The organism is Actinoplanes sp. NPDC051537, assembly GCF_055586105.1.
In genome coordinates this window covers 20425-35523 of record NZ_JBVJIU010000022.1, presented here as the reverse complement: position 1 = coordinate 35523, position 15099 = coordinate 20425, and the positions used below count along the sequence as shown (strand labels likewise).

Sequence of the window (15099 nt, the reverse complement as noted above, 5' to 3'; positions counted from 1 at the left end):
CCACATGCGTCTGACGAAACACGGCCACGCCTGTGTGCGCCTCGAGAGCAGCGACGGAGTGCTCGTGATCGACCCGGGCACCCTGTCCGGCACCGGGTTGCTGGCCGGCGCCACCGCCGTGCTCATCACCCACGAGCACGACGACCACATCGATGCCGACGAGCTCCGGGCGGCGCGGGACGCCGACCCCGCCCTCGCCGTCTACACGCACGCCGAACTGGCGGCCACCCTCGGGGTGACCGCCGTCGGCGTCGGCGACACGTTCACCGCGGCCGGCTTCGGCGTGCGTGTCGTCGGCGGGGAGCACGCCGAGATCATCGACGGCCTGCCCGGCTGCCCCAACGTCGGCTTCATCGTCGACGGCCTCTACCACCCGGGCGACTCGTTGTTCGTGCCCGCCGAACCGGTCGACACCCTGCTGGTTCCGGCGTCCGGCCCGTGGCTGAAGCTCGGCGCGGCGATCGAGTTCGCCCGCGCGGTCAAGCCGGGGCGCGCGTTCCCCATCCACGACGCCCACCTCAGCGAGGTCGGCGTCGACTCCTTCGACTGGTGGCTGGACGCGAAGGGCGGGACCGACTACGCCCGCGTCCCCCTCGGCGAGTCGGTGCGCATCTAGCTCATCGCCTCATCGTCGCGAAGCGGCCACGTCCGGGGGCAGGACCACGTTCTTGACCTCGGCCATGTAGTCGTCGGCGGCGGCGACCGCGGCCTGCGGGGCGCCCCCGCGCTGCCGGGCGTCCAGGTAGGCGGCGTACCAGTCCCACCAGTCGTGTTTCGGCGCGGCCGCCTCGAAGGCGCCGTGCCGCTCGGAGGTCTCGTGCAGGAGCTCGGCGAGCTCGGCGACGTCCTTGCGCGTGTCACTCATGGGAACACCTTCGCGCACGTACGCCGGGCATCGCACCCGTGGGAGACCCTGGCGATCACCCGGGGGCGGCCGGTCCTGACTCGGCGTGCTCACGTGCCCGAAGCCACGAGGGCCGGATGACCGTCACGTGACCGGGCGCGGACGCCGACGATCAGCAGGTACCCGATCATCCAGAACTCGCCGATCGACGCGGGCACGGCGAGCACGTCCTTGACCGGGCCCGGCAGCAGATAGGCGGCGAAGGCGCTCAGCACGTACCCGACGCCGCCGGCGATGAGCACCCAGCCGAGCGCCCGCGGCATCCAGCCCGTGCTCAGCACGCTCTGTCCCATCGGGATGAGCCACAGCCCGAAGAAGATGCCGCCGGCGGTCCACAGGTGGCCGCTGATCAGATAGAGGAGCTGCACGCTGGTGGCGGCGTCGCCGAACGGGTCGGCGGCCACCGCCGCGGCGGCGCCGAGCAGGGCCGCGCTGACCAGGATGACCGCGGCGTTGACCAGCCCGAACGCGGCGATCCACGGTTCGCGGAACAACCGGTGGAAGGACAACGCGGCGAGCGCCTGGGTCAGCACGACGAGCAGCTCGACCGCCACGATGACGCGGGCGAGGGAGGCGTGGTCGGTCAGGTGCTGCAACGTGGCGACGGGGCTGTCGGCCGCGTACAGCATGGGCCGGAGGGTGAGGAAACCGGCCGCGCCGGAGATGGCGAGGCCCAGATAGAGAAGTCCGGTGATGCGTGCCTTACGTTGTAAGGTAGCCATACGTTGTAAGGTAACGCACGATGTCAAGGGAACCGCTGAGCCGGTCGCGCACCCTCGCGGCCGCCGTCGCGCTGGCCGACGCCGAGGGCCTCAAGGCGCTCACGATGCGCCGGCTGGCGGCCGAGGTCGGCGTCGAGGCGATGTCGCTCTACTACCACCTGCCCGGCAAGGAGGGCCTGCTCGACGGCCTGGCCGAGTCGGTCATCGGCGAGATCACGGCCGCCGTCGGAGAAGATCAAGTTCCCGATTGGCGTACGAGCATCCGGCGCCGATTCCTGACGGCGCGCGAGGTGATGCTCCGCCACCCGTGGGCCCCCGGCCTGATCTCGTCGCGGCCCTCGATCCCGCCCGCCGTCTACGCCTACTACGACGCGATCATCGGCACCCTGCTCGAGGCCGGCTTCCCGGCGAGCCTGGCCCACCGGGCGATCCACGCGTTCGGCACGATGACGCTGGGCTTCGTGCCCGAGCTGTTCGGCGTGAGCGCCGGCGACACGGCCGACGAGGAATTGGCCGCCCTGGCCCCGACGCTGCCGCACCTGACCGCGATGGTCGCCGCCGAGCTGCACGCGGCCGGCGACCCCACCCTCGGCTGGTGCGACAGCCAGACCGAGTTCGAGTTCACCCTCGACCTGCTCCTCGACGGCCTCGCCCGCGCCCGCGAGGGCTGAAAGGGCCGGTCCGCTGCCGGACATGAGCGAAGGTGGACCTTGTGAACGTGGACGCGCGCCGGCGGCGGTTCGAGGCGCTCGCCCCCGGGGTGATCGACGCCGTGCGCCGCTATCTGGCCCGGCGCACCGACCCGGCGACCGCCGACGACGTGCTCTCCGAGACGCTGCTGGTCTGCTGGCGGCGGCTCGGCGCGATCCCGGACGACCACCTGCCCTGGGTCTACGGCGTGGCCCGCCACTGCCTGGCCAACGCCGAGCGCGGCCGCCGTCGCCAGCAAAGGCTGGCCGCCCGCATCGCGGCCGCCGACCCGCCGCCGCGCGCCGTCGACGGGCCGGCGCCGCCCGACGACGACCTGGCTGTGGCGCTGGCCGCGCTGCGCGCCGAGGACGCCGAGCTGCTGCGGCTGTGGGCCTGGGAGGACCTGGCCGCCGGGCAGATCGCCGTGGTGCTGGGCATCTCGGCGAACGCGGCGAGCATCCGGCTGCACCGGGCCAAGGGGAGATTGCGCGCGGAGCTGCGAAAGGTGACCGACCCGGCCGGACATGACGAGACGAGAGAGGGGAGGCGGCCATGAGCGACGACGACCTGCGTTCGCGTCTGCGCCGTGCGGATCCGGCGGCGTCGCTGCCGCCGGCGCCTCCCGCCCGCGTCACGCATCTGATCGGAGAGACCATGAGCAGCAGCGTCACCGCGGTGCCCCGGAGCCCGGCGCGATGGCCGCTCGCCGCGGCCGCCGTCGTGCTGGTCGTCGCGGGCGGCGGCTGGTGGCTGGCCCGTCCGCCGTCGTCGTCGACGGCGCCGATCGCGGCGGCCTCGACCCCGGCCGCCGGCCCGTCCACCACGGTCGGGCTTCCCGGCGTACGGGCGAAATGCCGTGAACCGGAACCGGCGCTCCTGGCCGCCACCGCCGATGTCGCCGTCGAGGGAACGGTGACCGGCATCGCCCGCGGGATGGTCACACTGCGGGTGACCACGGTGTTCAAGGGCGCGCGGTTCGCCGAGATCACGGTGGCGCAGGTCGACGACAGCTCCGAGCAGCTGCTCGGCGGCAGCCCCTTCGCGGTCGGCCGGGCCTATCTGATCGCCTCGGCCCAGGGGAACGTGATGATCTGCGGCTACAGCGGCGAGGCTGCCACTCCCGGCCTGCGGGAGCTCTACGACGCGGCGTTCTAGCCCCAGACCTCCTCGGCCGTCTCGACGATCAGGCGCAGCTTGGCGACCTCCTCGTCGTAGCTGAGCACGTTGCCCTCGACGGTCGAGGAGAAGCCGCACTGCGGGGAGAGGCAGAGCTGCTCGAGCGGGACGTACTTGCTCGCCTCGTCGATCCGGCGCTTCAGCGTGTCCTTCGACTCGAGGACGCCGCGCTTGGTGGTGACGAGGCCGAGCACCACCATCTTGCCGGGCGGCACGAAACGCAGCGGGGCGAAGCCGCCGGAGCGGTCGTCGTCGTACTCGAGGAAGAACCCGTCCACGGCGAGCTCGCTGAACAGGGCCTCGGCCACGAAGTCGTACCCGCCCTCGGCCGCCCACGACGAGCGGAAGTTGCCCCGGCACATGTGGGTCGTGACGTGCAGCCCGGCCGGCCGGTCGGCGATCGCCGCGTTGATCTGCTTGATGTAGCGCAGGTGCTGGTGCTCGGCGTCGTCGCCGCGCTCGGTGAGCAGCCGCCGCTGGGCCGGGTCGTTCAGGTAGGCGAGGCTGGTGTCGTCGAGCTGGAGATAGCGGCAGCCGAGCGCGGCGACCCGGCGCACCTGCTCGGCGTAGGCGGCCGACAGGTCGGCCCAGAACTGCTCGTGGTCGGGGTAGACGGCCGGGTCGATCGCCGCCATGCCCCCGCGGTAATGCACCATGCTCGGCGACGGGATGGTCAGCTTGGCGGTGACATCCGGGCCGACCGTGTCGGCGAGGAACGCGAAGTCGTCGCCGAAGATGGTCTCGTTGAGCCGCACCGGCCCGTCGATCGCGAGCGCCGCCGACTCGAAGTCGAGCTCGCCGTCGGCGTTGCGGAAATGCACCTGGATCTTGTCGTCGGTCGGGTGCACGCCGCCGAGGCGGTAGATGAAGTCCATGTGCCAGGAGGTGCGCCGGAACTCGCCGTCGGTGGCCGAGCGCAGGCCGGCGTCGCGCTGCATGCGGACCACGTCGCGGATCGCGTCGTCCTCGATCGCGCGCAGCTCGCCGGCGTCGATCTCGCCGGTGGCGCGTCTGCGCCGCGCGTCGAGCAGCCGGGCGGGCCGCAGCAGACTGCCGACGTGGTCGGCCCGGAACGGGGGATTCTCGCGGGGCGCCATGCCGGGCAGCTTACGCCCGGGACCCGGCCGTCTGTCCACGATGTCGCAAGAGGCAATCGCCGAAACACTGTTCCGCGTCGAATTCGATGCCATTTCGGCTGGGCGACGCGAAGATCCGCTAAATCTGCCTCGGTCGATCGGCTATCGATCGTGTCGGGCTTGCTTCCGAACGGTAAGTTGAGCAGGTGCGGCGGCGTCGACAATTGATCCGCACAAATCTCTGCTGAGCAGGAACAACGGCGTACCCATCCGGGCTCGCCCCGGCTCCGAAGCACACGTGGGCGGTAGAGAGGGGTGGTGTCATGATCCGGGTTCTGGTGGTGCGGGACGAAGGATATTTCGGGGTCCCGGTGCGCGCCCTCATCGAGTCTCAGCCCGGCATGCACTACGTCGCGACCCTGCCGCTCGCCGGCGACCTGGTCGAGCGGGCCGCCCAGCTCTGGCCCGGCGTCATCGTCTTCGACACCGAGTACATGGTGAGCCAGCTGCTGCCGTTCGCCGCCGACCTGCACGCCGCCATCCCGTCCTGCGCCATGCTCGTGCTCTCCGACCCGGCCAAGCGCGGCATGCTCCCGCCCCGGCGCCGGGCCAACGGCCTAAACTTCCTGGTCAAGGGCGCCTCCGAGACGCTGCTCGCCGACTCGGTGCGCCGGCTGGCCAACGGCGAGCGGATCGTCTCGCCGATGCTGCAGGCCGCCTCGCTCAACGCCGAGCGCTCGCTGAGCACCCGCGAGCTGGAGGTGCTGGGGCTGGCGGCCGAGGGCGAGTCGGTGAAGGACATCGCGAACCGGCTCTACCTCTCCGGCGGCACGGTCCGGAACTACCTGTCGGCGATCATCTCGAAGACCGGCGCCCGCAACCGCCTCGACGCGATCCGCATCGCCCGCAAGGATGGCTGGCTGCACTAGGGCCTGTCCTGGGCACCCGGGTGGCGAGCGGCCGACGTACCGTTGGCCGGGATGCGAGACGATCCGGTCGTCGTGCCCGCGCTGCCGATCCTGCTGCCGCTGGGCGTACTCCTCATGGTCGTTTCCTGGTTTCTCCTGCGCCGCCGCGGCCTGCTGACCCCCGTCCGGCTCACGGCCTGCTGGCTCGCCGGCTGGTACGCGGTCGCCGTCCTCGGCGCGACGTTCCTGCCGATGCATCTGTCGCCCGGGTCCGCGCCCCAGCTTTTCCGGATCAACCCCATTCCCCTGTACGACGTCCGCCCCAGCGATTTCGTGCTCAATGTCGTGATGACGCTGCCCTTCGCCGGCGTGCTGCACGTGCTTTTCGGCATCCGCGACAAGGCCCGGGTAATCCGTCTCGGCCTGTTACTGAGCGCAAGCATCGAAATCACCCAGTCCGTGCTGATTCTGACCATGCACGACAACCGCTGGGCCGAGGCGAATGACCTGATCTCCAATGTGCTCGGGGTTTACCTCGGTTATCTCGCTTTGACCAAACTATTACGGTCAGACAATTTCCGGGCCTTGATCGAACGGGCCGAGCTGCACCCGGACCTCGAACGCCTCCCGGGCTAGACCCCCAGGACCGAAGCAAAGTCTGCGGCCAGCGGTGATCCGCTCGGACAGCCAGCCGCCGATGAGCTGGTCGAGCACGTCCGCCTCAGCCGAAGGTGAAGCTGTAGAGCTCGGCTCCCGGCGTGAGGAACGTGATCTCGGCGGTGCGGTCGGCGACCCGGCCCGGGTGGCGCAGCAGCTGGTAGAGCCGGCGGTCGCCGACCGTGCCGTAGCCCTCGGCGTCGAGGTCCGCGCCGGCCGCCTCGCCCGGGGCCGCGCCGTCGAGCTGGACGCGGAAGCGGACCGGGGTGGCCGCGCCCATCACCGCGTTGAGGTCGCGGGCGTGGAAACGGTACGCCACGCTGCCCGCCGCCGTGTTCAGCGTGGTGGCCTGCTCGCCGACCGTCCAGTCGCCGTTGAGCGCCCACGCGTTCAGGCCGAGCCGGTCGGGGACGCTGTAGAGGCCGGGCTTGTCGTACTCCACGCCCTCGGGCGACGCCAAGCGCTCGCCCCGCGCGTAGCCCGCGTAGTTCTCCGGCGACCGCAGCGTGTTCCAGTCGGCGGCGACCTCGGCGCCGGCCGGGGCGACGGTCACCAGGTCGCGCGCGGGCGAGCCGAGCAGCTCCTGGATCACCATCTCGGTCATGCCGTACTCGCCCTCGCCGAAGTGGTGGTACCGGATCCGGCCCTCGGTGTCGGCGGCGTAGAGGGCGGGCCAGTAGTGGTTGGCGAACGCCGTCCAGATCGCATAGTCGTTGTCGAGCGGGACCGGCCAGTCCACGCCGCGCGCCGCGGCCTCCCGGCGCACGTTGCCGGAATCGTGCTCGAACGGGAACTCGGGGGTGTGCACGCCGACGACGACCAGGCCCTCGGCGGCGTACTTGCGCGACCACGCCCGCAGGTACGGGAGCTGCCGCAGCCAGTTCACGCAGGTGTAGGTCCAGAAGTTGACCAGGACCACCTTCCCGCGCAGGTCGTCCGGTGCGAGCGGCGACGAGTTGAGCCACGTGGTGGCGCCGTCGAACTTCGGCAGGTGCCCCTCGACCGGGAGGCGGTCGGATGCCCGGTGCCGCCGGGCCGGCATGGGCCAATGCGCTGTCATGCCTCCACCTTCCCGGCCCGGGCCGCGCATCGCACCCGTGATTGACCCTGGCGTGCCCGCGGTCTCAGCCCCGGCACAGCCCCGCCGGGCGAGGATGCGGGCATGACGACGCTGGCACAACGTCCCGCGGCCCTGCTCGTCGCCGTGTCCCGCCCGTGGTTCTGGCCCGTCTCCTGGGTGCCGGCCTACCTCGGCACCGTCCTCGCCGGCCGGTCCTGGTTCCCCGCCGACCCGTTCCGCTCGGTCGTGGCCCTGCTGGTGCTGGGCCCGCTCATCTGGGGCGCGGTCCTGGCCCAGAACGATCTGCACGACCTGCCCAGCGACCGGGCCAACCCGCGCAAGGCCACCGCGCCCCTGGTCACCGGCGCGGTCACGGCCGCGCGCCTGCGCCGGTGGTACGCGTACCTCGCGCTCGCCTCGCTCGGCACGGCCCTGCTGGTCGGCCCCCTGTTCGTGCTGGGCGTGGCCGGCGTCCTGGCGCTGGGCTGGGCCTACAGCGTGCCGCCGCTGCGCCTGAAGACCCGCCCCGGCTGGGACGTCGCCGTCAACGCCCTGGTGGTGGGCCTGGTCTCCCCCGCCGCCGGCTGGTCGATCACCCGCGCCCCCTGGGAGTTCCCCTGGCCGTTCGCGGTCATCGGCGTCCTGTTCGCCGCCGCCCTCTACGTGCCGACCACGGTGACCGACCTGACCGCCGACGAGGGAGCGGGAGACACCACGTTCGCCGTACGCTTCGGCGCCCGCCCGGCCTACCGGCTCGGTGTCGCCCTCTGGTCGTCGGCCCTGGCGTTCTCGGTGCTGTGCGCCGCGCTCGGCCTGCTGGTCCCCCGCTCGACGCTCGTACCGCAGCTCCTCACCGTCCCCGTGCTGCTGGCCGGCTACGCGCTGCTGACCCGCCGCCCGACGATCACCCGGATGGCGGCCGTCTCCGTCCTGTTCGGCATCCCGACGATCGGTTTCGCCCTGGCCTACATCGGGTCGTGACGCCCGGAAACTCGGTGGGCTCCCCGGCTCGTGCCGCCTACCATGGGTCCATGGACGTCAGCATGCGGACCACCACCGCGACCGCGCGAGCTACCGGCTCGACGGTCGCCGCTGCCTGACTTCATTCATCCGCCGGCGGACCGGGAACGGGCCTGCCGGCCGATTTCCGTCCCAGGCCCCTTTCCGGTCGCTTCCGACCCGAAAGGTCCACTGCCATGTCCATCGACGACACCGTTCGCACCTTCGTCGACTTCTACTCCGATCGCGGCCACGTCGAGATTCCCGGCCACTCGCTCGTGCCCCCGTCCGGGGACCCGGTCCTGTTCACCACCTCGGGCATGCACCCGCTCACCCCGTACCTCCAGGGAAAGCCCCACCCCCGCGGCCGCCGCCTGGTCGACGTGCAGCGATGTCTGCGCACCACCGACCTCGACGAGGTCGGCGACGACACCCACCTCACCGTCTTCGAGATGCTCGGCTCGTGGTCGCTCGGCGACTATCCCGGCACGCAGAGCCTGACCTGGGGCTACGAACTGCTGCGCGACGGCTTCGGCATCGAGCGGGACCGCCTGCACGTCACCGTCTTCGACGGGGACCGGGAGTCGGAGCGGACGTGGCGGGAGCTCGGCGTCCCGGTCGAGATCACCACCGACGACAACTGGTGGTCGAACGGGCCGACCGGACCCTGCGGCCCGGACTCGGAGATCTTCGTGTGGACCGGCGACGGGCCGCCCGGCGGCACCCCGACCACCGACGACCGGTGGACCGAGGTGTGGAACCACGTGATGATGCGCTACCGGCGCCTCGGCGACGGCACCCTGATTCCGGTCGAGCCGGAGAACATCGACACCGGGATGGGGCTGGAGCGGCTGCTCACGGTTCTGCAGGGAAAGCGGTCGGTGTTCGAGACCGACGTCTTCGAACCGTGGACGAACCTCTGGGAACTGGACGAGCCCGACCGGCGCCGCGTCGTCGACCACCTGCGCTCGGGCATCGTGGTGATCGGCGACGGCGTCCGCCCGTCCAACACCCGCCAGGGCTACGTGCTGCGGCGCCTGATCCGCCGCGTCCTGACCACCCTGTGGCGCACCGATCCGACCCGCACCCTGGGCGACCTCCCGCCGACGCCGATCGAGCACACCATCGACCACTTTCACCTTCAAACCCTTCCCTCGCCCGTACGCGATGTGCTCCGCACCGAGGAGAAGACCTTCCGCGAGCTGCTGCGGCGGGGCCGTCCCGTGGTGTCGCGGCGGCGCGAGCGCGGGCCGCTGACCGAGGAGGACTACCGCTTCCTGCACGACACCCACGGGCTGCCCCGCGACCTGGTCGACCAGATTCCGGGTTGACGGCTTTTACTCAGGCGAGTAAAACTTTACTCATGCGAGTAAACGATACGGTGACGCTGGCCCGCCGGGCGCAGATCGTCACCGCCGCGATCGACACGATCGCCGAGCTCGGGTACGGGCACGCCTCGTTCGCCCGGATCGCCAAGCGCGCCGGGATCAGCAGCACCCGCCTGATCTCGTACCACTTCGACGACAAAGCCGAGCTGGTCCGGGCCGTCGTCGCCGCCGTGCTGTCGGAGGCGGCCGAGCACATGGGCAAGCGGCTGCGGGCGGCCACCACCCGCCCGGAGCGGCTGGCCGCCTACATCGAGTCCAACCTCGAGTTCATCGCCGAGCACCCGACCGCGATCCGGGCGGTCATCGAGATCGCGCAGAACGCCCGCACCGAGGACGGCGCTCCGCTGGTCCGCACGCAGGACGTCGACGACCCGGTGTCGCGCCTGGCCGCCGAGTTCCGCGACGGCCAGGCGGCGGGCGACTTCCGCGCGTTCGACCCGGTCGTCATGGCGGTGACGCTGCGGGCGGCCATCGACGCGGCCGCCTCGGCGCCCGAGCTCGACCCGCACGCGTACGCCGCCGAACTGGTTTCGATCTTCGCCCGTGCCACCGGGAAGGACCCGTCGTGACCGTGACCGCTCCCGCCCGGACCCCGAGCCGCGCCTCGATGCTCCGGCCGCTGATCGTCGACTTCGGGCTGCCGATCGCCGTCTACTACGGGCTGAGAGCCGCCGGCGTCGACCAATGGTGGGCGCTGCTGCTCTCCGGCGTCGTGCCGGCGGCCGCCGTCGTGGTCCGGCTCATCCGCAGCCGTACGGTCGACTTCCTCGCCCTTTTCGTTCTGTCGATCGTGGCGCTCAGCCTCGGCATCTCCGCGATGACCGGGGACGCGCGCACGATGCTGATCCGCGACGCGTGGGGCGGCCTGTTCGGCGGCCTGATCGCGGTGTGGCTGCTCGCGTCAGTCTTCGTCGGCCGGCCGGCGCTGCTCTCGCTGTACCGGACGTTCGTGCTGGCCAAGGTCGGTCCCGAGGGCCTTCGCGCGTGGGCCGGCCGGTGGGACACCGACCCGGGGTTCCGGCACGGCGTGCGGGTGCTCACGTTCGTCTGGGGGTGCGCGGGACTGCTCAACGTCGTGGTCACCGTCGTCGCCGCGTACGCGCTGCCGATCGATCTCGCCACCGGCGTCCTGAACGTCTCGTGGCCGGTGATCCTGGTGCCGGCCCTCGCGTTCCACCTCTACTACACCAAGAAGTGGGACCTGCGCGCATGAGCGACCCCGACGTCATCGTCGCCGGGGCCGGCCCGACCGGCCTGATGCTGGCCGGCGAGCTGGCCCTCGGCGGCGCCCGGGTGGTCGTCCTCGAGCGGCTCGCGGCCCGCACCGGCCAGTCCCGGGCGCTCAACCTCCAGCCCCGCTCGGCCGAGGTGCTGGCCTCCCGGGGACTGCTCGACGACCTGCTGCGGGTGGCGCCGGCGCTGCTGCCGCGCGGGCATTTCGCCGGCATCCCGCTGGACTACTCGGAGCTGCCGACGCCGTACCCGTACCAGATCGGGATTCCGCAGGCGCGGGTCGAGGAACGCCTGGCCGACTGGGCGCGCTCGCTCGGCGCCGAGATCCGGTACGGCGTTCCGGTCACGTCGTTCGCCCAGTCGGCCGGCGAGGTGACGGTCGACGGCCTGCGCGCCCGGTATCTGGTCGGCTGCGACGGCGCCCGCAGCGTCGTCCGCACCGGGCTCGGGGTGCCGTTCCCGGGCCGGGACGCGCGGGTCTGCGCCCTGGTCGCCGACGTCACCCTGCACGGCGAGGGACCGGCCGGCTGGGAGCTGCCCGCGCCCGAGGGAGACGGCCTGCTCACCGTGCTGCCGCTGGGCGACGGCGTGTTCCGGGTGCTGGCCGCCGGCCCGGTGCAGATGGCCGCGGGCCGGGACGACCCGATTCCCGACGCCGAGATCGCCGATGCCCTGTCCCGCGACGGCCTGACCCTGGACACGGTCCGTTGGGCGAGCCGGTTCACCGACACGACCCGGCAGGCCGCGCGGTACCGGACCGGTCGCGTCTTCCTGGCCGGCGACGCCGCCCACGTGCACTCACCGGCCGGCGGGCAGGGCCTGAACCTCGGCCTGCAGGACGCCTTCAACCTCGGCTGGAAGCTGGCGTCCGTGCTCCGCGGCGCCGGCGACTCGCTGCTGGACACCTACCATCTCGAGCGGCATCCGGTCGCCGCCCGGGTGCTGGAGTCCACCCGCGCCCAGGGCGTCCTGCTGGTGCCGGACGAGGACGTCGCCGCCCTGCGCGAGGTCTTCACCTCGCTGGTCGACACCCGGGCGCTCGCCATGCGGGTGGCCGGCCTCGACCACGGCAACCGCATCCCCGGCCTCGACTTCTCCCTGCTGCACGACGGCCGCCATCACACGGTCGGCGGTGTCACCGTCCGCCCCGACGGTTTCGCGGCCTAGTCCTCAGCCGACCTCGATGCGCATCACGCAGTTCTTCGTTCCTTTCGGGCGCACGTACGCGAACCCGGCCCGCTCGAAGAGACTCCGGGTGCCCGTGTAGAGCACCGACACCTTCTTGCCGTCGTTGTCGTGCGGATAGCCCTCGACCGTGCCCCCGCCGGCCCGCGCGATCAGGTCGAGGGCCCCGCCGAGGGCGACCGCCAGCACGCCCTTCCGCCGGTACTTCTTGTCCACGAACATGCACGTGATCCGGTAGTCGGGCACGAGGTCGGCCTCGGCGTCGTACTGCTTGCGGTGATAGATGTTGGGCAGCTCGGCCGGCGACCCGTACTGGCACCAGGCGACCGCCTCGTCCCCGTCGAACACCAGCGCCGCGTGGGCCCGCCCCTCCCCCACCAGCCGCCGCTTCAGCTCCCGATTGGCCTCGGCGCTGAAGGTCTTCTCCTCGTGCAGGGTGTGGAAGTAGGTGCACCAGCACCCGCCGAAGACGCCGTTGTGGCGCTCCATGAGCCGGGCGTAGGCGTCCCAGGTGTCCGGGCCCAGCGCCGCGATCGTGTAGTCCATCGCCCCTCCTCCACGTTGCGATGATCGACAATATCGGCCGCCGCATAACTGGCAAAAAATACACCTAAATTGCTGTTCGATGGCCGCCATAACATGTCCGTTCAGCACGGCAGAGGCATCGAACGAGCGATTGCCGGCGATGTTGCCACGGCGTTACGCTCCATTCTCTACCCGGCGGAGGGGGATAGTCGTGGCCGATGAATCGGTGGAATCGCGCATTGCCGAGCTGGAAGCGGAAATCGCTCAGCTCCGGCAGGGCCAGGACGTCAGCGACGGCATGCGCAGCCTCAACCTGACCGTCGAGAAGGCGCGTTCGCGGGACGAGGGACCGCTCGAGGCGGCGGCCTCCACCTGGTCGTCGTTCTGCTGCGTGGCCACGCTGTCGAGCGCGTCGTCGTACTGCGTCGCGCAGGAAGTGGCCGAGTCCGACCCCGAGCTGGCGCAGGCGTTCGTCATCCTGCACCGCCGGGCGGTCGAGGTAATGGGCGACGACGGCGCCGCGGATGCGCTGATCGCACAGGCGAACAACCACGAGGTCCTTCAGGTCAAGCCGTCCGTCAGTTGACGGATGGAACGGATGAGCAACCGCGATTTGCTCGAACGGCTCGCCCCGATTATGGACCCCGAGTGCGGTCTGTTGAGCGGGCTCGAACCACTTACCTTTCCGGCCGGATACGAAGGCCACATGCATGGCTTCTCGGCCGCCGTCGGCCGCGTCGCGGCGCTTCACCCCGGACCGGTGAGCGCCGACGCGGATCTGGCCGGATACGGCACCTCGTGGGACGAGACCACGGCCCGGATCCGGGCGTGCTGCGAGGGCGTGGAGCGATATTGCTCGACGATGTACCCCGTCTCCGGCGTTCGCGTGGCGACCGCGGCCGAGCTGGGCGACCGAGCCCTCGACCCACGGCGGCTGCCGCAATGCTCGGCCCGCGAGCGACGGCGGGCCGACCCGGCGCACCGGCTGCGGGCGCCCGACCCCGGCGCCGAGGAGCGGTGGGTCCGCGGCTTCTCCCTCACCCGCGGCGAGGAGGCATGGATTCCGCTGACCGCCGCCTATCTCGGCCTGCCCGAGCCGCTCACCGCTCACCTGGTCTTCCCCGAGTCGACGGGGTTCGCCACCGGGTCGAGCTACGAGGGCGCCATCCTGTCCGCCCTGTGCGAGGTGATCGAACGCGACAGCCTGGCGCTCTGGTGGCTGCATCAGCTGCCGCTGCCCCGGATCGAGCTCGGCGCCCCGCCGGATCCCGTCCTGGCCGACCTGCTGGATCGGGCCCGCCGGGTGGGGATCCGGACCCATCTCCTGGACCTGACGAGCGATCTCGGCGTTCCGGTGGTCGGGCTGGTGCAGACGTCGGAGTCGGGCACGCCACGCCTCGTCACCATCGCCGCGTGCCGGCCGACCGGGACCGCCGCCGCCGTCCGCGTCGTCGAGGAGGCGGCCAGTCTCCGGGTGGCGCTGGCCTGGTCCCGCGGGCCGGTCGACCGGGCCGCCCTCCGGGCCGGCGCGCCGCATCCGCCGATGGCGTTCGGGCTGCTCTACGCGGACGAGGAGGGACCGGGACGGTTCTCCTTCGCCACCGACGACAATCGCACCCGGCCGGCGCTCCCGGCGCCGGTCGGCGACGAGCGTCCCCTCGAGGCGATCGTCACGGCTCTCGCCGACCGGGACGCCGAGGTGTTCGTCGTCGACGTGACCCAGCCCGAGGTCCGCGAGGTGGGCCTGGTCGTGGTGCGGGTCATCGTGCCCGAGCTGATGCGGATCAGCTTCTGCCACAGCATCCGGTACCTGGCCCACCGGAGGCTCTACACGGCGCCCGAGGCGATGGGCCACGGGGCACGAACCGAGGCGATGGTCACCGATGACCCGATCCCCTTCGCCTGACCGGCCCGGCGTGCTGGTGATCGGCGCCGGCCCGCTCGCCGATCGCGTCGTGGCGCTCCTGTCGGACGGCGTGGCCGTGACGGCGATGCCCCGGCCCGAACCGGCATTCGACGATCCGGCGCGCTTCGCCACCGTCGCGCTGGTCGGCGAGCGCCCGCTACCGGCGTTCGAGGCCGCGATCGACGAGGCGTCCTGGCGAAGCGGCACGCCGTGGACGTCGGCCCTGCTGCTGGCGCAACGGTTCCGCGTCGGTCCGGCGATCGTGCCCGGACGCACTCCCTGCCACGACTGCTGGCGCCGGCGCGTCCGCTCCCAGGCGCCCGACATCGCCGTGCACGACGCGATCGACCACCACGGCGCCACGACCGGCGCCGGCCCCTGGTTCGCCGGGGCGCTCCCGGCGCTGCGCGAACAGATCGCGGCGCTGCTGGCGGCCGAGGTGCTGTCGGTGGCGACGGGCCGCTACCCGTTCCCGCCGGCAAACCGGGGACGGTACTGGCAGGGCGACGCCGTCTACGGGGGCCTGCGCGCTCATCAGTTCGCCGGCGTCGGCACCTGTCCGCGCTGCGTGACCGAGGAAACCCGCGCGGCCGGCGCGGCGGCGCTGGGACGTTTCGTGGCCGGCCGCTTCCCGGCGCGGACCCGGTCGGCCGCCGGGCGGGAAGGCTAG

The 15099-nt window shown here is 71.9% G+C and carries 19 protein-coding genes; 14 read left to right on the top strand and 5 right to left on the bottom strand.

Going from position 1 to position 15099, the window contains the following annotated elements; translation table 11 throughout:
* Positions 1-4 precede the first annotated feature (4 nt).
* Entirely contained in the window at positions 5-616 is a 612-nt protein-coding gene (locus ACZ6TB_RS40500) for an MBL fold metallo-hydrolase (protein ID WP_465564425.1), read from the top strand.
* A 9-nt stretch (positions 617-625) separates the two neighbouring features.
* On the opposite strand, the gene ACZ6TB_RS40495 is transcribed toward ACZ6TB_RS40500, so the two are convergent.
* Positions 626-865, bottom strand: a complete 240-nt coding sequence (locus tag ACZ6TB_RS40495; RefSeq protein ID WP_465564422.1) for a bleomycin resistance protein — start codon at positions 863-865, stop codon at positions 626-628.
* A gap of 89 nt (positions 866-954) precedes the next feature.
* The gene (locus tag ACZ6TB_RS40490; protein WP_465564420.1) at positions 955-1626 is read right to left on the bottom strand and encodes a DUF4386 domain-containing protein; all 672 of its coding nucleotides are present in this window, start codon (positions 1624-1626) and stop codon (positions 955-957) included.
* A gap of 20 nt (positions 1627-1646) precedes the next feature.
* On the opposite strand from ACZ6TB_RS40490, the gene ACZ6TB_RS40485 reads away from it, so the two are divergent.
* The 3 genes from ACZ6TB_RS40485 to ACZ6TB_RS40475 are packed head-to-tail and all read left to right on the top strand — an operon-like array spanning position 1647 to position 3471.
* Complete coding sequence (locus ACZ6TB_RS40485; RefSeq protein ID WP_465564417.1) at positions 1647-2297, top strand: TetR/AcrR family transcriptional regulator; 651 nt, start codon at positions 1647-1649, stop codon at positions 2295-2297.
* Positions 2298-2338: 41 nt separating this feature from the next.
* Positions 2339-2872, top strand: a complete 534-nt coding sequence (locus ACZ6TB_RS40480) for an RNA polymerase sigma factor (RefSeq protein ID WP_465564415.1) — start codon at positions 2339-2341, stop codon at positions 2870-2872.
* Positions 2869-3471 (top strand): hypothetical protein, encoded by a 603-nt coding sequence (locus ACZ6TB_RS40475; protein WP_465564412.1) that lies wholly within the window; start codon positions 2869-2871, stop codon positions 3469-3471. The genes ACZ6TB_RS40480 and ACZ6TB_RS40475 overlap by 4 nt, the downstream gene beginning before the upstream one ends.
* Here the strand turns inward: ACZ6TB_RS40475 and ACZ6TB_RS40470 are convergent.
* Positions 3468-4589 carry a 5-methyltetrahydropteroyltriglutamate--homocysteine S-methyltransferase gene (locus ACZ6TB_RS40470; RefSeq protein WP_465564409.1) on the bottom strand — a complete coding sequence of 374 codons (1122 nt, stop codon included), beginning with the start codon at positions 4587-4589 and terminating at the stop codon, positions 3468-3470. The genes ACZ6TB_RS40475 and ACZ6TB_RS40470 overlap by 4 nt on opposite strands.
* Before the next feature lie 302 nt (positions 4590-4891).
* On the opposite strand from ACZ6TB_RS40470, the gene ACZ6TB_RS40465 reads away from it, so the two are divergent.
* Positions 4892-5497 carry a response regulator transcription factor gene (locus ACZ6TB_RS40465; RefSeq protein WP_465564407.1) on the top strand — a complete coding sequence of 202 codons (606 nt, stop codon included), beginning with the start codon at positions 4892-4894 and terminating at the stop codon, positions 5495-5497.
* 51 nt (positions 5498-5548) lie between these two features.
* Entirely contained in the window at positions 5549-6112 is a 564-nt protein-coding gene (locus ACZ6TB_RS40460) for a VanZ family protein (protein WP_465564404.1), read from the top strand.
* 85 nt (positions 6113-6197) lie between these two features.
* Here ACZ6TB_RS40460 and ACZ6TB_RS40455 read toward each other — a convergent pair whose 3' ends face one another.
* Entirely contained in the window at positions 6198-7193 is a 996-nt protein-coding gene (locus tag ACZ6TB_RS40455) for a redoxin family protein (protein WP_465564401.1), read from the bottom strand.
* Between the two features lie 102 nt (positions 7194-7295).
* Between ACZ6TB_RS40455 and ACZ6TB_RS40450 the strand changes: the two genes are divergently transcribed.
* The 5 genes from ACZ6TB_RS40450 (at position 7296) to ACZ6TB_RS40430 (ending at position 11980) form a co-directional block, all read left to right on the top strand.
* Positions 7296-8174, top strand: a complete 879-nt coding sequence (locus tag ACZ6TB_RS40450; RefSeq protein WP_465564398.1) for a UbiA prenyltransferase family protein — start codon at positions 7296-7298, stop codon at positions 8172-8174.
* Between the two features lie 215 nt (positions 8175-8389).
* Entirely contained in the window at positions 8390-9523 is a 1134-nt protein-coding gene (locus ACZ6TB_RS40445; protein WP_465564395.1) for an alanine--tRNA ligase-related protein, read from the top strand.
* 32 nt (positions 9524-9555) lie between these two features.
* Positions 9556-10149, top strand: coding sequence for a TetR family transcriptional regulator (locus ACZ6TB_RS40440; protein ID WP_465564392.1), 594 nt, complete (start codon positions 9556-9558; stop codon positions 10147-10149).
* A complete protein-coding gene (locus ACZ6TB_RS40435) occupies positions 10146-10793 on the top strand; it encodes a VC0807 family protein (protein ID WP_465564390.1) in 648 nt (215 codons plus the stop codon). The genes ACZ6TB_RS40440 and ACZ6TB_RS40435 overlap by 4 nt, the downstream gene beginning before the upstream one ends.
* Positions 10790-11980 carry an FAD-dependent monooxygenase gene (locus tag ACZ6TB_RS40430; RefSeq protein ID WP_465564388.1) on the top strand — a complete coding sequence of 397 codons (1191 nt, stop codon included), beginning with the start codon at positions 10790-10792 and terminating at the stop codon, positions 11978-11980. The genes ACZ6TB_RS40435 and ACZ6TB_RS40430 overlap by 4 nt, the downstream gene beginning before the upstream one ends.
* A 3-nt stretch (positions 11981-11983) precedes the next feature.
* Here the strand turns inward: ACZ6TB_RS40430 and ACZ6TB_RS40425 are convergent, their stop codons facing one another.
* A complete protein-coding gene (locus tag ACZ6TB_RS40425) occupies positions 11984-12544 on the bottom strand; it encodes a GNAT family N-acetyltransferase (RefSeq protein WP_465564385.1) in 561 nt (186 codons plus the stop codon).
* 190 nt (positions 12545-12734) lie between these two features.
* Between ACZ6TB_RS40425 and ACZ6TB_RS40420 the strand changes: the two genes are divergently transcribed.
* The 3 genes from ACZ6TB_RS40420 to ACZ6TB_RS40410 all read left to right on the top strand — a co-directional run bounded on the left by ACZ6TB_RS40420 (position 12735) and on the right by ACZ6TB_RS40410 (position 15099).
* Entirely contained in the window at positions 12735-13109 is a 375-nt protein-coding gene (locus tag ACZ6TB_RS40420; RefSeq protein ID WP_465564382.1) for a hypothetical protein, read from the top strand.
* Positions 13110-13229: 120 nt separating this feature from the next.
* Positions 13230-14429: a YcaO-like family protein gene (locus tag ACZ6TB_RS40415; protein ID WP_465564380.1), complete on the top strand. Its 1200-nt coding sequence runs from the start codon at positions 13230-13232 to the stop codon at positions 14427-14429.
* Entirely contained in the window at positions 14407-15099 is a 693-nt protein-coding gene (locus ACZ6TB_RS40410) for a TOMM precursor leader peptide-binding protein (protein WP_465564378.1), read from the top strand. The genes ACZ6TB_RS40415 and ACZ6TB_RS40410 overlap by 23 nt, the downstream gene beginning before the upstream one ends.